The organism is Clostridium muellerianum (genome assembly GCF_012926525.1).
GTDB lineage: Bacteria > Bacillota > Clostridia > Clostridiales > Clostridiaceae > Clostridium_AM > Clostridium_AM muellerianum.
Genome location: NZ_JABBNI010000020.1, coordinates 30535 through 47073 on the forward strand (window position 1 = coordinate 30535; position 16539 = coordinate 47073).

General features: G+C 29.2%; 11 protein-coding genes. 1 reads left to right on the top strand and 10 read right to left on the bottom strand.

Annotated features, from left to right (window positions below):
* Positions 1-103: 103 nt before the first annotated feature.
* The 8 genes from HBE96_RS11435 to HBE96_RS11470 form a co-directional block, all read right to left on the bottom strand.
* Positions 104-2143 carry a DUF6449 domain-containing protein gene (locus tag HBE96_RS11435; protein WP_169297883.1) on the bottom strand — a complete coding sequence of 680 codons (2040 nt, stop codon included), beginning with the start codon at positions 2141-2143 and terminating at the stop codon, positions 104-106.
* Positions 2118-3017: an ABC transporter ATP-binding protein gene (locus HBE96_RS11440; RefSeq protein ID WP_169297884.1), complete on the bottom strand. Its 900-nt coding sequence runs from the start codon at positions 3015-3017 to the stop codon at positions 2118-2120. Before HBE96_RS11440 ends, HBE96_RS11435 begins: the two co-directional genes overlap by 26 nt.
* Complete coding sequence (locus HBE96_RS11445; protein WP_169297885.1) at positions 3014-3400, bottom strand: GntR family transcriptional regulator; 387 nt, start codon at positions 3398-3400, stop codon at positions 3014-3016. The genes HBE96_RS11440 and HBE96_RS11445 overlap by 4 nt, the downstream gene beginning before the upstream one ends.
* Positions 3401-3804: 404 nt before the next feature.
* Positions 3805-4557 carry a hypothetical protein gene (locus tag HBE96_RS11450; RefSeq protein ID WP_169297886.1) on the bottom strand — a complete coding sequence of 251 codons (753 nt, stop codon included), beginning with the start codon at positions 4555-4557 and terminating at the stop codon, positions 3805-3807.
* A 285-nt stretch (positions 4558-4842) separates the two neighbouring features.
* Complete coding sequence (gene polC, locus HBE96_RS11455; protein WP_169297887.1) at positions 4843-9186, bottom strand: DNA polymerase III subunit alpha; 4344 nt, start codon at positions 9184-9186, stop codon at positions 4843-4845.
* A gap of 206 nt (positions 9187-9392) precedes the next feature.
* Complete coding sequence (locus HBE96_RS11460; protein WP_169297888.1) at positions 9393-10736, bottom strand: hypothetical protein; 1344 nt, start codon at positions 10734-10736, stop codon at positions 9393-9395.
* Between the two features lie 87 nt (positions 10737-10823).
* Positions 10824-12272, bottom strand: coding sequence for a sensor histidine kinase (locus HBE96_RS11465; protein ID WP_243186915.1), 1449 nt, complete (start codon positions 12270-12272; stop codon positions 10824-10826).
* Positions 12262-12963: a response regulator gene (locus HBE96_RS11470; RefSeq protein ID WP_169297890.1), complete on the bottom strand. Its 702-nt coding sequence runs from the start codon at positions 12961-12963 to the stop codon at positions 12262-12264. The genes HBE96_RS11465 and HBE96_RS11470 overlap by 11 nt, the downstream gene beginning before the upstream one ends.
* Before the next feature lie 305 nt (positions 12964-13268).
* Between HBE96_RS11470 and HBE96_RS11475 the strand changes: the two genes are divergently transcribed.
* Positions 13269-13835: a hypothetical protein gene (locus tag HBE96_RS11475; RefSeq protein WP_169297891.1), complete on the top strand. Its 567-nt coding sequence runs from the start codon at positions 13269-13271 to the stop codon at positions 13833-13835.
* Between the two features lie 130 nt (positions 13836-13965).
* On the opposite strand, the gene HBE96_RS11480 is transcribed toward HBE96_RS11475, so the two are convergent.
* Together HBE96_RS11480 and HBE96_RS11485 are read right to left on the bottom strand one after the other, a co-directional pair.
* The gene (locus HBE96_RS11480) at positions 13966-15282 is read right to left on the bottom strand and encodes an amidase domain-containing protein (RefSeq protein WP_169297892.1); all 1317 of its coding nucleotides are present in this window, start codon (positions 15280-15282) and stop codon (positions 13966-13968) included.
* Positions 15283-15679: 397 nt separating this feature from the next.
* On the bottom strand, positions 15680-16420 hold the full coding sequence (locus HBE96_RS11485; RefSeq protein WP_169297893.1) for a class I SAM-dependent methyltransferase: 741 nt from the start codon (positions 16418-16420) through the stop codon (positions 15680-15682).
* Positions 16421-16539 lie beyond the last annotated feature (119 nt).

Sequence of the window (16539 nt, forward strand, 5' to 3'; positions counted from 1 at the left end):
TCCTGCATAACATATATCAGCCGTAATACAGCTTAACGTTTCTTCGGTTACTTGCGTCACAATGTGCTTATAACATAAAATGCACATTTGCTATACAATTTACTTATTTAAAATGTTTAGCAATAAAATCTGGCAAATCTTTTTCAGAAAAACTTCCATACTCAATATTTTTTCCATCTTGACTATAGAATCCTATAATATATTTTGCTGATTTATTTCGCCACTCATCTTTATAAATTCTAATAGAAGTTTCTATTTGATTCTTATCAGTTATTTTTAGGTTCTTTACACTATTTTCATCAATTTTAACTTTACCATTCTTTAATTTTTGTAACCAATCCTCCATATTATCAACTTTTTCTACTAAAGCATATGATATATCTTTAGACGTAATCCTTGACCCTTCTAAATACCCTTTTTGCTTTAACCACTGATCAAATAATATATAAGATTTTTTCCATGGAAGATGTACATTACTTTCTCTATTATTTCTTTCATCGATTAACTGGGGATACTTTTTTAAATTATTATCATCAATCATAAAATCTATATTTGACCATGGTTTTATTTGTTCATTATCTGGCTCATATGTTTCATTACTAATATCCTGTTTTAAAACCTCTACAGCTTCTTTAATATCCTTTGGATCAATTATTACTGTTTGTTTATTGATACTTACATAAGGACACATTGTAATTTTTTCTATATCTGAACTATTTACTTGTAAAATGTCATAATTCATTTTTTTGTATTCTTTAGATTCATAAATAGGTTTTAAATACTTAGTATAATCTTCAAGTGAAACATTATATCCCCTTTGGATTTTACTTCCATTCTTTAAATTATATATGAAAATGACTCTTCTACTTTGTCCACCATTGTTCTTATCATTATTTTTTGATTTTTCTTCTATAAGTTGTTTATGAAAATTGTGAATATTTTCAATATCTTTTTTATCAAAATAAACATCTCTATTATGTTTATAAAAATTTAAATGATCAAAGCTTTCACTAAAATATACACTATCAACACTATTTAATGATGGCATCTTCTTTTCATACCCTAATATATCAAGCTTTACTCCTACTATGACTAAAATAATTACAATAACATAAATTAAATAACCTTTTACATTTTTAAATACCCTTATAGATTTTTTTACAATCATCTCTGCGCCAAAGTATCCTATAAGAGAAGCAATTAAAAAACCAATTAAAAGCCAGTGTACACTTTTTTGTGCCACTCTAAAATATATTCCACCTACCAACATAGCACAAAATGTTACACCATACTTAAACACATATTCTAAACCTTTAAAAGCAATACTTTTAGATGCTGCCTCTAATTTTCTTTTATTATATATAAACATTCCTATAAAATATAGGATAATACATACAAAAATATATATCATTATTTCATTAATGCTTATTTTATTAATACTATTACTATTATTATTCATACTAGTAGCCATTTGCCAAACCCTTGTTACAGGTGAAAATTTTTCTATGTTATCATCATTATATACAAAGCCATATAAAAATCCATCAAGATTTCCTGATAATAAAATTGCTATTGCTACTGGCAAAACTAACAAGATATAAGTTAACATTCCCTGCATAATTGAGCTTCCTACTACCATTCCAACTAATATACACATAAAGAAAAGTAGCAAACATATTATAATAATAATTTCAATCCATTGAAGCACATCATAAGGACTATAATATTTGCCCAAATACATTACTATATCTAAAAATACACATATAAAGCCATTTATAATTACTGGCAAAACTAATAGTAAAGCCCCTACAACTGCATGACTTCTATACAGTACACTTCTTTTAATAGGAAGGCTGTGAATCATATCTGACGAATTTTTGACCTGAATATATCTAAAAAGTAATATAGCAGTAAAAACAGGTGCTATTAGAATAAAAAGAATTTGCGCGTAACCATTAGCAAAATAGAATACTTTTTTAAGTATATTATAATCATAAGCATACTGCTTACCGCTGTTTATCATTATTACTTTTAATGGCACTGTTAAAAATAGAAACAATGTATACGCAATACTTATCCATCCAAATCTTTTTAAATCATCTAAAATTATTCCTTTATTAAAAAATGATGTTTTTGATTTCATATCCTACATCCCCCATTTCATAGATAAAAATTTCCTCTAAAGTTAAAGGCAAAATGTCTAAAATTACAGGATCATACTTATTTATCTGCTCTATAATTTCTTCTTTTTTTCCTCTAACAATAAATAATTTTACGCTGCCTCTTTCTTCCTCATATAGGATATCAACATCTTTTAAAATTTCTTCCTGCACGCTTTCCTTAAACGCCACCTGAATTTTGTGAATATCTAACTTTAAATCATCTAAATCTTTTTCTAAAATTAAAGAACCTTTATGCATTATACCTATGTAATCACATAAATCTTCAAGTTCTCTTAAATTGTGAGAAGAAATTAAAACTGTCATCTGCTTTTCTGCTACATCCTGAACAATTAAATTTTTAACCTTTTGTCTCATAACAGGATCTAATCCATCTAGAGGTTCGTCCAACACTAATACCTGAGGCTGCACAGAAAGAGAAAGCCAAAATGCCACCTGTCTTTGCATTCCTTTTGAAAGGTTGTTTATCTTTTTATTTTCATCTATATCAAAAGCCTCTCTCAACTTTAAATATCTTTCTTCATTCCAAGTTTCATATATTCCCTTATAAAATTTAGCCATATCTTTTATACTGTACTGTGAAAAGAAATACAGCATATCAGGAATAAATATAACTCTAGACTTTATATCTACATTTTCAAATACACTTTCTCCATCTATAAGTACTTCCCCACTATCCTGTTTATAAATTCCAACTAAAGTTTTTAAAAGAGTGGTTTTACCCGCTCCATTAGAACCCACTAATCCATAAATAGAACCCTTATTCACATTTATATTTACATTTTTCAATGCTTCCAAGGCTTCAAAAGATTTGCTTACACTCTTTCCTTGAATCATTTACTATCCCCTCCCTTAATATTTTCATCTATCTCTGAAACTATCCTATAAATTTCATCTTTCTTCATGCCCAAATACATTGCCTCAGATAAAATTTTAATTAATTCCTCTTTTAGTATGCTTAATTTTTCACTATTTTCATTGTTTTCTATTGAGGCTACAAAGTTCCCCTTTCCGGGTATAGAATAGATATATCCCTGTCTTTCAAGCTCCCTATATGCTTTTTGGATAGTATTGGGATTAATGGTGATTTCACTCGCAAGGGATCTCACTGAAGGAAGCTTCTCATCCTTTTTTAAAACTTCACTAATGATAAGTTCTTTAAACTTTTCTACTAATTGTTCATAAATAGGTAATCTACTTCTTAAGTCTAACTGAAACATTTACACCCTCCTTCCGTAATAACTGTACTATTATTGTTAGTACAGTTTTATTATAAACTAGTTACTTATGGTTGTAAATACAAATTTATTATATTGCAAAAGTTCGAAACCAGTAAAAAAGATAAGCTTTAGCAGATCATGTTCAATAAATCATAACCTTACTCTTAAACAATTATTAAAATATAAAAAAGCAAAATTAATCCATATAACAAAATATAGATTAATTTTGCTTTTTTACATGTAAAAATGTCTTATTGTTTTATCATCATTAACATTTTATCTTATTAATAAAATTCACACATTACTTATTAAATTTCAAAATTGTTAAGTACAATTTTTGAGTATCATTGCCACACTCTATAACCTTTTTATAATCAGTATTTTTATTCATTAACTTCATTTCCTTAAGGTTTCAAGATACCATTAGATCCATTCTCACCATGACCTTCCTGGAATTTCATTAAGTAGTAGGACTGTATTTTTTCTAAACTTTCTTCCTTTATGAACTTATCTGGTACTTTATAAATAAACTTTTCTAATTTCTCTTTAAGTTCCTTTTTTGATTTATTTACTTCTTCCACAAAGTTCACCTGCTTTTGTCTATAGGCCGAACATCTTTCGTAAGGAACACTTGGTCTAAATGTAACATTCATACTTATTTCATCATTACAATCTTCTACCATATCTGAAAGTTGTGATTTATAATAATTCTGAATTTTTTCTCTTAATGACTTACTAGTTTCATCTACCACAAAGTAATTGAAATTAAAAGATTTATACTCTTCTCTTTCTATAGTATTAATAAAATCTATAATTTCAAAATTATATTTATCCATTAAATTTTGAATATACTCTACAATACTATTATTGTTATCAAATAATTCAGGATCACTTTGTGCCGTACACCAAATACCATTATGATTTTCATAATTATACATAATATACGAAAAGCTATTATCTAAATAGCAATACGCAGCAATACATAATCTTTTAAAATCATCACTTTTTATAAAATTCAAAGCATTATTGTCCTTTGTAGAATAGTTTTTACCTTGAAAATACTGTTTTTTGTCCTCAGCATATCTTTGTTTTTTATATTCCATTTTTTTTAATTCATCGCTTAAAAGCACCTGTGATTCATTAATAGCAGTATTCATAACATTATCCCCCTTATATAATGTAGTTGTGACATTTAGTAGAATCCATTCTTGTTTTCTAGAAAACATTATCAACTCAGTTTTAAAAAATTATCAATTACTTAAATTCTATATCACATCTGGGTAAACATCAACATGTATGGAAAATACATACATAATTTTTTAAAAAAATAAGAAAGTGCAATTATATTTACACTTTCTTATATATAAACTTCTGAGAAAACTGTCTCCTTGTGTTACAAAAATATCCATCACATATTGGACTTATTATTTCTTTCAGATGCCTTAAATCACATCAAAAAAGCTCATTTGGTCACTTTCTGGAAGCCCTTTTAAGCATCCAAACTTTTTAAGTAAATCTGCAGCAGAATTACCAATTTTAGCCCGTTTCTTTACATCTTTTATAGAACTAAATGGATTTTCTTTAGCAGCATTATATATACCTTCTGCTGCTACATTTCCCATACCAGATATACTGTTTATAGGAGGTCTTAACCCCTCCTCTTCTACTAAAAATTTAGTTGCATGAGACTTATATAAATCAATTGGAAGGAACTTAAAACCTCTCTCATACATTTCCAAAACTATTTCTAAATCATCATACATATCTTTATCCTTAGGTCCAGCTTGATTACCCATCATTTCAATTTCCTTCATTTTTTCTTTAACCTTTTCTTTTCCAAATATCATAAATTCGCTGTCAAAGGCCTTTGCTCTGATGGTGAAATATGCTGCATAATACGCCTTAGGTATATGAACCTTAAACCAGGCTATTCTAAAAGCCATCATTACATATGCTGCGGCATGGGCCTTGGGGAACATATATTTTATCTTTCTACAGGAATCTATATACCATTCAGGAACATCATGTTCTCTCATTAAAGCTTCATATTCGGCCCATTTTGCAGGGTCTTTTAATGCTTTTCCCTTACGTACAAGCTCCATTATCTTAAAGGCAGTGTTGTTGGGCAAACCTTTCTTGATAAGATAAATCATAATATCATCCCTGGTACACACTGCTTCACTTAGTGTAACTACTCCCTGATCAATTAAGTCCTTTGCATTTCCAAGCCATACATCAGTACCATGAGAAAGTCCTGATATACATATTAAATCTGAAAATGCTTTTGGCATTGTATCTAAAAGCATTCCACGTACAAACTTAGTACCAAATTCAGGAATACCAAAGGTTCCTACCTTTGAATTTATCTGTTCCGGTGTTACTTTCAAGGCTTCTGTAGATGAAAATATAGACATAGTCTCCTTATCATCCATAGGTATTTCATGAGGATTTATTCCCGTTATATCCTGAAGCATTCTTATAACTGTAGGATCGTCGTGCCCCAGTATATCTAGCTTCAATAAGTTTTGGTCAATGGAGTGATAATCAAAATGTGTTGTTATAATATCTGAATTAGGATCATCTGCAGGATGCTGTACAGGACAAAATTCAAATATTTCACGCCCCTTTGGAACAACTATGATTCCTCCCGGATGCTGTCCTGTAGTTCTTTTTATACCTGTACATCCAACTGAAATTCTGGTTATCTCCGCTTTATTTACTGGAACATTCTTTTCATCATAATATTTTTTTACATAACCAAAGGCTGTTTTTTCTGCTATAGTTCCTATAGTTCCAGCCTTAAAGGTTGTGCCCTTTCCAAAAATAACTTCTGTATATTTATGAGCTTTTGCTTGATATTCTCCTGAGAAGTTTAAATCTATATCTGGCTCCTTATCTCCATTAAAACCTAAAAAGGTTTCAAATGGTATATCTATACCATCTTTAAATAGTTTTTCTCCACAGACGGGACACACTTTATCCGGTAAATCAAAACCATTTTTAACTCCATAATCTGAAAAATCCGAATACTTGCAGCTAGGGCACCTATAATGAGGCGGAAGTGAATTTACTTCCGTTATGCCAGTCATATTTGCAACAAAAGAAGAACCAACAGATCCTCTGGAGCCTACCAAATACCCATCATCATTTGATTTCCATACTAACTTTTGAGCAATAATATACATTACTGAGAATCCATTTTTTATGATGGAATCCAGCTCCTTATCTAATCTAGTCTGAACAATTTCTGGCAGTGGATCTCCATACAGCTCGTGGGCTTTACCATAAGCAATATCCTTAATGGTTTGTTCACAGCCATCTATATGCGGCGGACATTTTTCTGGTGAAATAGGACTAATCTGCTCACACATATCTGCTATCTTATTGGTATTTGTAACTACCACCTCATATGCCTTTTCTTCTCCTAAATAGGAAAATTCCTCAATCATCTCTTCAGTGGTTCTTAAATATAATGGAGCCTGATTATCTGCATCCTTAAAACCCTGACCTGCTTCCAATATACGCCTGTATATCTCATCCTCAGGATCCATAAAGTGAACATCCCCTGTTGCCACTACAGGCTTATTTTGTTTTTCTGCTAGGGCTATAATTTTTTTATTAATTTCTTTTAGATATTCTTTACCTGGCACTTGCTCCTGCCTTACTAAATAATCATTATTTCCTAAAGGCTGTATTTCCAAATAATCATAATACTTTGCAATGGCTTCTATTTGCTCTTCAGATTTTCCAAGTAGTATTGCTTGATACAGCTCACCTTCACTGCAAGCACTTCCGAGAATTAAACCTTCTGAATATTTTTCATACAAACTTTTTAATATACGTGGCTTTTTATAAAAATAATCCAAATGAGAATATGATACAAGCTTATACAAATTCTTTAAACCTACATAATTTTTTGCTAATATTATTGCATGATAGGTCTTAACCTTTTTATACGCTTGTGCGTGTGCAGCCTCATCTTGAGCATATATATCTATATCCTCAAGAGTTTTTGCTCCTCTTGCCTTCAGTTTTTCAATCATTATATTAAATACCTTAACAGTTGTAGCTACGTCATCTAAAGCTCTATGAGCAACCTCCACCTTTATACCAAGGTTTTTAGCAATTCTTCCTAATTTATAAGTTTTAAAATCAGGAAATACCGACTGTGCTAAAGACAATGTATCTAAATATGTAAAATCGAAGTCATACCCTAATTTCTTTGCATTATTCTTTAAGAAGCCCACATCAAATTCAGCATTATGAGCAACCAAAACACTTCCATTAATAAAATCCAGCATTTTAGGAAATACCTGATCTATGGTTTCTGCATCTCTTACCATATCATCGGTTATATTTGTAACCTCAACAACTCTTGGTGGAATAGGCTTTTTAGGATTTACAAAACAACTAAATTCATCTATTACCTTTCCATCTTTAACTTTCATAATTCCTATTTCAGTAATTTTTTCTATAACTGGAGAAAAACCTGTAGTTTCCAAATCCAGCACACAATAGGTAGTATCAATACTCTGTCCCTTGATATCTGTTACAGATGGCTTTTTATCTGGTGCCAAATAAGCCTCTACTCCATATATAATCTTCATATCAGGGTTATCTCTTCCTAAAAGCTTATGTGCTTCAGGAAATGCCTGAACTACTCCATGGTCCGTTATGGCAATTGATTTCATTCCCCAGCTCATAGCTCTTTTAATCAAGTCAGTGGCACTGGTCATGGCATCCATCTGACTCATTTGGGTATGCATGTGAAGCTCTACCCTCTTCACTTCTGCCTTATCCTGTCTCTTAAACTTCTTGATACCTTCTGTTTCAATTATAGTATTAGCAATAATTTCAATTTCATCAGAAAACTTACTATAGCCTGAATTTCCAGCAAGCCTAATACCCTTAGCTTTTTTAAGCCTTGATAATACGCCACCTTCTTCACCAGGCTTACAGAAAACCTTACAGGTCATTGAACTTGATCCATCATATAGATCAAAAGAAATTAACGTTTTTCCACTTCTTAATTCCTTTGCTTCTATATTAGATATTTCACCTTCTATGGCTATCCTACCCTCATCTGGTGTGATATCGGTAATTTTCACTATAGGTTCCTTAATATTAGCATTTCTCCCTAATATTAAGCATGAAGTTCCTTTTTTCAAGACAGCTTCCGATTTTACTTCCTGTTTTTTTTCTAGAACCATCTTTGGCAATTTAGGAGCACTAATATCTGATGTGCTATTAATTTCTTTTTTAATAAATAACATTTCACTTGCACGTTTGTCCTCTGCCATCTTTAATAATTCTTCACCACTTACATCATCAACAAAACTTATCTTATATTCTGTACCATATAAGTTTTTTACGGCTTTATGGATTTTCTTATCATAATCCATAGTTTTTAAAAAGTTCGATACTGGGATTTTAAAATTGAAACTTATGGTATTTTCAGACACTTTATATTCACTATTATTTATCACTGCTTTTAAGGCAGGATATTTATTTGACACTGAAAATACGATATTTTTCAATTCCTCTTCTATAGGCTTTTTATCCGTTCCTTCAGCATACTTTACAGCAATTCTAGAACCATTTAATGCAAATCTTTCTCTTATAAACTTATTAAGATATTCAAATTCTTTTATTTCAATATATTTATCTGAGCTGATTTTCATTTCTAAGGTTTTAGTTTTTTTACTTAAGACTACAGATTCTACAGTGGCATTATTTATATTTCCACCTACTTCATAATCACTAAAAATTTCATTTATTTTCTTCATTATCCTCTTTTACCTTCTCCCAAAAATTTTTAGCATGTTACTATTATATAAGATAATCTTATACTTTGTCATGTAGAAAAAAAATAAATACTTATTATAAAAAAACATAATCTGCATAAAACCTATAAAAACATTATAATATTCTTATAAATTTTACACAGATTATTTTATATCTTGTTTTTGTATACCTATCTAGAATAAATTTGTTATTTATCAAATGTAACTACATAAGTATTTACGTTATTTTTATTAATAATATCAAAGGAATCACCATAAGTAAATGATAATGCGGTTCCTGCACTATCCCAACAAATATTTGAAATACAAGGAGTTCTTTTAATTTTCTTTTCTTTCATATTACCATCTTTATCTTCAATTTTAATTGTATCGTAGTTATTTTCTTCGTTTTTATCTTTTAAACTAGATGCTTTTACTATCTCCTTTATGTCTCCAGTTTTAGTATCTATAACCTTGACTGACGCATCTGGTTTATTACTATTAGAATTTATTTGATTATTACTCTCTACATAGGCAGCCTTACTTCCATCAGGTGAGAGTATGTAATTAGATGTAAATGATCCTGAAGCTATTCTACCTTTAGGTAATTTAACATTTTCCAATACTTTACCAGATTCATTCATAATAAGTGCTCCAAAAGTTCTATTTATATAAACTCCATTAATTGCATCACCATTATTATCAAGCTTATCCATAATAATTATCTTTCCTTTTTTATCTGCATGGGAAGAATATTTATCGAAATAAATATCCTTTATTTCCCTAGTTTTTACATCTATGGAGCATAATTTTGCTCCCTCTTTACCATTTTTATATTGAGTATAATAAAACTTACCTTCTACACTGTTTCCTAAATCTTTAATATCATCTACACCAGATATCCATGCACTATCATGTTCTTCACCATTATAATTTCCATCAGTATATACCTTTCCACTTATATCAATTACTGCCCAATGATTGAAGTAATTTGCTAAGATTTTATTGCTACTTATCCATATAAATTGAGCATCACTATTTAATTTTTCAGTATTTACATCTTTAATTTCACCTGTAGACAAATTTAATAATTTTACATTTTTATGAAGAAGATCCCCTGATTCAAGGGCTTTTTTCCATTCTTCACTTTCAATTTTAGGAATACTCCTTGCTTCTGCATAAAGAACATATTTCTTATCTGGTGACACTCCTAAAAATTCATCTATATTAACATTTTTAAAATCTCTAGATTTTTTTGTATTTAAATTATATATACTACAATATCTTATAATTGTAGTGGAATCAGGATTTTTAAATTCACTTTTTTTAGTTAAAGTCAAAACCTCATTTTCATTCATCCATGCTGCACTCTCAATATTCTCGTACTTGTCAATTTGATATCCATTTTCATTAATTTTGGCAGAAGGCTTATATTCCATAACTTTTATATCACTGGTAGACTTAGCAGATACATCACTGGTTACTTTAAATATACTTACACCTCCTATAACTCCTGTAACTAAAATCAAAGCTAAAATTTTCTTACCTAACATTGAATTTTCCCCCTTATGTTATTGATAAATTCATGTTATCAAAATTTTTTCACAAAGTTATAAACAAATGTCACAATCTTGTAAACTTTATGGAGAAAATTCAACATAAAAGGTAGTACCTTCATTTAACTTAGAATTTACACTTATAGTTCCTCCTTGTTTTTCAACCAATTTTTTAACTAAGGCTAGTCCTAATCCAGCTCCTCCAGTTTCACGGCTTCTATGTTTATCAGCCCTGTAAAACGGTTCAAAAATTTTAGTAAGCACTTCTTCCCTCATACCTATTCCAGTATCTGCAACACTTATGATTATTCTGCCTTTGTCATTTTTATAGCATTCAATATTTATACTTCCCTTTAACTTATTATATTTTATAGCATTGTCAATTAAATTTATGAAAACATGTTTTAAACTTTCCTCATCCAAGTTTGCATCAATATCTTCAGCATTACATTTTAAAATCAAACTATTTTTCTTTATTTTTGCCATCATTGATTTACATGTTTCATTTAATAATCTTCTTAAATTAACTTCACTTTTTTCAATTTCAAAATCATATTTTTCAAGAGCAGATAAATTCAATACATTATCTACCATGCTTGAAAGCCGCTCACAGTCTTTAGATATACTTAAAGTTCCTTCTTCAATTAATTTTACATCATCATTATACATTCCAATAACATCTGCATAAGCCTTTATACTGGTAATTGGAGTTTTAAATTCATGTGTTACATTTCCTATAAACTCTTTTTGTTGCTTGTCCATCTTTCTTAGTTTATCCACTGCTCTGCTTAAAGAATCTCTTTCAACTTTAAGATCTTTAATATTTTGTTCTATAGTATTACTCATAAATATAAGACCATTGTTCAATTCACCTAATTCATCATTTCGGTTTATTTTATGTACTTTACTAAATTCACCTCTGGGGATACCTTCTACTAAATTTTTCATTTCATATATATCTCTAGTTAGCCTAGAAAAATAAAAACTTTCCACAACTATACCAAGTATCAAAGCTAAAAAACCTATACCATAGAATAACTTCTTTATATTATTGTAAAACAAATTATTTTCCTTAATTGAATATTCTAATTCTAAAATTGCTACTGTATTTCCATTATATTTAATTGGTGAATAAAAATATATTACATCCTTAATTTCTCTAAAAGATACCTTATTTTTATTGGCATAGCCTATCATAATTTTTTTCTCATCATTTTCATTTAATTTTGCATCTGTCTTAAATCCTGAAAGAAGTTCTCCTTTTGTATTATATATATTAGCAGGTATAGTTCTTAACCATGTCTTGTTAAAAATGCTTCCTCTTGCTAAACTACTACTATAATTAGCACTTTTATTTAAACTCATTCGCTCACTAAAATATTCTTCAAACATATCTTTTTGTTTAAATAAAATAGTTTGTGTCTCTTTATCCTGATATCCCTTTATTCCACTAAGCACAAAAAAACTTAAAAATGATATTACAATAAGTAATAGTGAAGCTGTAAAAGATATTAGCTTAAATTTAATTCCCATTTTCAATTAATTCATCAACCCCTTTATAACCAATACCATATACAGTTTGTATTAAATCTTGATAACTATTACCTAGCTTTTTTCTTATTCTTTGAATGTGTGTATCTACAGTTCGTGTTCCTCCAGCATAATCCATATTCCATATTATGTTTAAGATCTGCTCACGAGAATACACTATGTCTGAATTTGAAAGAAGTAAATACAATAAATCAAATTCCATAGGTGTAAATTCTACTAAAGAATTTTTTATACTTACAGTTCTCTTTTTTTTATTGATGCTGAGATCACCTATATTTATAGTTCCAACATCTTTTTTTTCATCAATAGTTTTATTAAGCCTCCTTATAAGAGACTTAATTCTTGCAATAAGTTCCCTTATATCAAAAGGTTTTGTTATATAATCGTCTGCTCCAAGTTCGAGCCCAAGTATCTTATCTACAATATCTTCTTTTGCTGTAAGCATAACAATTCCAATATTTTTATCTTCTAACTTTTTACAAACATCATATCCATTTATTACAGGAATCATTAAATCTAAAACTACTATATGTGGCTTATAAATATCTACTTTATCAAGTGCTTCTTCACCATCATAAGCTCTTTCCACCAAATATCCTTCTCTTTTTAGTGCATAAGTAACTACATCTAAAATGCTCTTTTCATCATCTACTAAAAGTATTTTTTCATTCACTTTTTTGTTCCTCCACACTTACATTTCAATTAAAACTATAATCCTTGTCCAGTAAAATTATACCATATAATGCTAAGTGTCAAAATATTTACTTTAACCTCATTTTATTACATTATTATGTAACCAATTATTTTATCATTTGTTCTATTAGCAGCATCATTGATTATATACATTAAAATTCCAAAACTTTAAAAAAATTTCCGAATTATCCTGTAATTGGAGAGAAACTTTTTTAATAATAAAGTATAGATGTAACTATAAAGGGAAATATATTTTTGTGATAAATTATAAAGGAGGAAAAAAACATGGATGAAAAAAATAAAGAAATTTTAAAAAGCTTCAAAGAAAAAAAGACAGATGCAGAAGTTGCAAGAGAACTAAATACTGTTAAAAATCAACAGGATTCTTTAGAACATACATTAAACGAAATTAAATCAACATTAGGAAGTACTTTAAACAAAAAAAGTTCTTCAACTCAAGGAATGTCTCAATCACAAGGTCAATCTCAAAATAATCAACAAATTTCAAGTGAACTCAAAACTGAAATTCAAGGACTTAGAACTCGTGCTCAACAACAACAGCAACAGGTTCAGCAGCAGTTACAGTCTTCTATTCAACAGGCTATGTGTGCTTTAAATGAAGCTAATGATCAAATAAATGCAAATTATGCACTTACACAAACTAATCAACTTATAGATCAAGTTCAAAGTCAATTAAATCAAATGTCTCAACAAAATCAACAAGGTCAGCAAGGAATGCAAAATCAAATGGGCCAGCAAGGTCAAATGAATCAACAGGGTCAAATGGGTCAAATGAGCCAACAGGGAATGCAACAAGGATATCAATATCATCACGGACAGGGTGTACACTAATAAAATATTTAATATAAAAAAGGGTTATCTCAGAATTTAGAGATAACTCTTTTTTATAACATCTAAAGTTTTCAAATTATTAAAAATTTTAAAATGCATTATAAAAAGACAAGATATCCCAAAAGATATCTTATCCATTTATGTGTATAAGAAAAAATCTAATTTTTGCATCACCCCAGCCTAAATCCCAAGGCACATGATATCTATCTGTAGTATGAGAATTTATTAGTGGATAACCGTGACTATCAAAGCCTGTTACCACTGCAAAATGGTCTATATTACCTCTACCTTTCTCATAGGCAACCAAGTCTCCAATTTGTAATTTCGCAACTGCACCACTTGGTAGTCTTTCTGAAGACTTAGTTAATTCCTTAAAGGTACCAACACTAATTACGCTTCCTCTTCCACTACTTATTAAATAATCTTTTAAACCATCTGCATTAGACCACGCTCTACTGCCTGGAGTCCACGAACCGCCAATAGGCATGCCTCCGCCTTCTTTATCTCCCAAAACTTGTGATGCAAAATTACTACAATCTCCTCCTATACCATTATAATCACTATATTTTTTGTTGTATTTAAAATTATTACTACTTCCCCAGGCAGCTCCACAGTATTTATCTGCATAAAAAGCTGCCTTCTCTCTATCATAAAAACGCTTTCTATAGTCTACTTCTTTATAACTGTTATCTATATCCAAAATAGTGTTTGTTGTTTCTGGAATACTATCAGTAGTAATAGAATAACCATGTAAGGCATCCTCAAAACAATCAGTATACCAATCATTATAAATAATCCATTTTTCATTTTTTTTAGTTAAACTGGTAGTATGTCTTATTCCAACTCCAAAAGAATTAATTGGAGAATTATCGTCATTGTTATAAACATAATCAAACTTGTATGATTCTTGTAAAGCTATTCTTATTACACTGCCTCTAGGATAAATTTTCTTTATTCTCACTTTAGATTCTACTTTGCCAAAGGTTATATTTCTTTGATTTGCCCAATCATTAAGATATTTTACTCGTTTAATCTCATGCTCCAGTGCCCACTTACCATATCTTTGTGAGGTATCAAAAAGTGCTTTTAAAGGTGATACATCTCCAGATACAAAAGCCGCTGAACGCGCATTATATATTCTTTCAAGTTCGGATTTTAATTGATTCTCATCAATGTTTTCAATTGAATTTTGTTTTTTAGAATCTGGCTCATTTTCTTTCTTATTACCTGGTTCAATAGTACTCTGCACAATTTTATTCTTTTGCCAATTATTAATTTGTGCACTATTTTTATATAATCTATTTCCATTTGATTCTGTACTCACAACTTTTGAAGGTTTCTTTAATTGTGCTTCTTTAATATAATTAAGTTCACCTTTATAGCCTAGAATAAAACTAATAATTATAGCCAAAGTAAAAAAGATTATATAATTAAATTTTTTTATCATTATTAACCCATCACACTCCTTTTTTAACCTCCTGCTATATAATTTTCCCTCGCATCACTAAGAGTTATTCAATTTAACTTAAATTTTATATCTATTCTGGGCTGGTAAATAAAGCATGTGCAAATAAGAAAAGGCATTAAGATAGAAATTTAACTACATACCTGTTTGCTTTTCTAGCAAATTTACTACCTATAAATATCTAAAAGATTGTTGCTCTCCTATTGAAAATAGCCAAAAATACTTGTGTAAAATGAAGGTACAGTATTGCGCATCCTGGCAATACTGTACCTTCTACTGATAAAAATAAAAAGCTTCTATTACTTAGCTAATATAACTATATCAAATTTTATACTTTCTCTTAAAAAACAAGCATTAATAAAAAAGTTTGATTATATTTCTAATTAACTTTTTGTGCCTTTATTATTAAAAATGGAGGCCTTTTTCTTTCTTGCTTTAATTTAGTATTTAAATTTTCAGCTTTTTTAGTTGCAGTAGGCTCTAACATTTTAACTAAATTAAAACCATTTTCAACTAGCGTATTTACAATAGTAGAAGTTGTTCTATGATATTTAATCACTCCATCAACAAACCACTGTTGTTTCCTAATACCTTCTTCATTATAATTATCTAAAATCCAATGAAGTCTCTTTCCATTTTCATCTTGAAACCAACCATTAGGAATTTTTTTTGCAGTAGCAATTGGATGTTCTTGAGAAAAAATAAGTATACCACCTGGTTTTAGTACATTACTAATTCTTTTTACTATGTCTGTAAAATCATACACATAATGAAAAGCCAGTGAACTCAGTACCATATCAAAACTTTCTCTTCTAAATTTTATTTCCTCCATACATGTATTTTTATACTCTATTTTCTCATCACTATATAGTTTTAAAGCTCGTTCAATCATTTTTTCAGAAATATCAATTCCAACAACTTTTTTAGCTCCCTGAGAAACATACCACTTACAATTTTCACCATACCCACATCCTAAATCTAGTATCTCCTTATTATTCAAATCTGGTAATAAAGATCTAAATGCTGGAATCTCTAACACATCATTAAGCCCATTAGAATTAATCCTTAAATTAATATACGAGTTATAAAAAGTACTATTATCATAAATATTTTGTTTCATCTTTCCTCTTTCCTTCAACCTAAATTCAACAAATAATTTTCATATACATTAACATTATACTATTTATCATTAAACATTTTTAAGTATAAATAGCATAATATAAATATTTCAGTAAATTA

Bases quoted from the DNA above. Each gene is read 5' to 3' on its own strand.
- polC (WP_169297887.1), bottom strand. From the start codon at position 9,186: ATGAAGAAAATAAATGAAATTTTTAGTGATTATGAAGTAGGTGGAAAT.
- HBE96_RS11485 (WP_169297893.1), bottom strand. From the start codon at position 16,420: ATGAAACAAAATATTTATGATAATAGTACTTTTTATAACTCGTATATT.
- HBE96_RS11445 (WP_169297885.1), bottom strand. From the start codon at position 3,400: ATGTTTCAGTTAGACTTAAGAAGTAGATTACCTATTTATGAACAATTA.
- HBE96_RS11435 (WP_169297883.1), bottom strand. From the start codon at position 2,143: ATGAAATCAAAAACATCATTTTTTAATAAAGGAATAATTTTAGATGAT.
- HBE96_RS11440 (WP_169297884.1), bottom strand. From the start codon at position 3,017: ATGATTCAAGGAAAGAGTGTAAGCAAATCTTTTGAAGCCTTGGAAGCA.
- HBE96_RS11480 (WP_169297892.1), bottom strand. From the start codon at position 15,282: ATGATAAAAAAATTTAATTATATAATCTTTTTTACTTTGGCTATAATT.
- HBE96_RS11475 (WP_169297891.1), top strand. From the start codon at position 13,269: ATGGATGAAAAAAATAAAGAAATTTTAAAAAGCTTCAAAGAAAAAAAG.
- HBE96_RS11450 (WP_169297886.1), bottom strand. From the start codon at position 4,557: ATGAATACTGCTATTAATGAATCACAGGTGCTTTTAAGCGATGAATTA.
- HBE96_RS11460 (WP_169297888.1), bottom strand. From the start codon at position 10,736: ATGTTAGGTAAGAAAATTTTAGCTTTGATTTTAGTTACAGGAGTTATA.
- HBE96_RS11465 (WP_243186915.1), bottom strand. From the start codon at position 12,272: ATGGGAATTAAATTTAAGCTAATATCTTTTACAGCTTCACTATTACTT.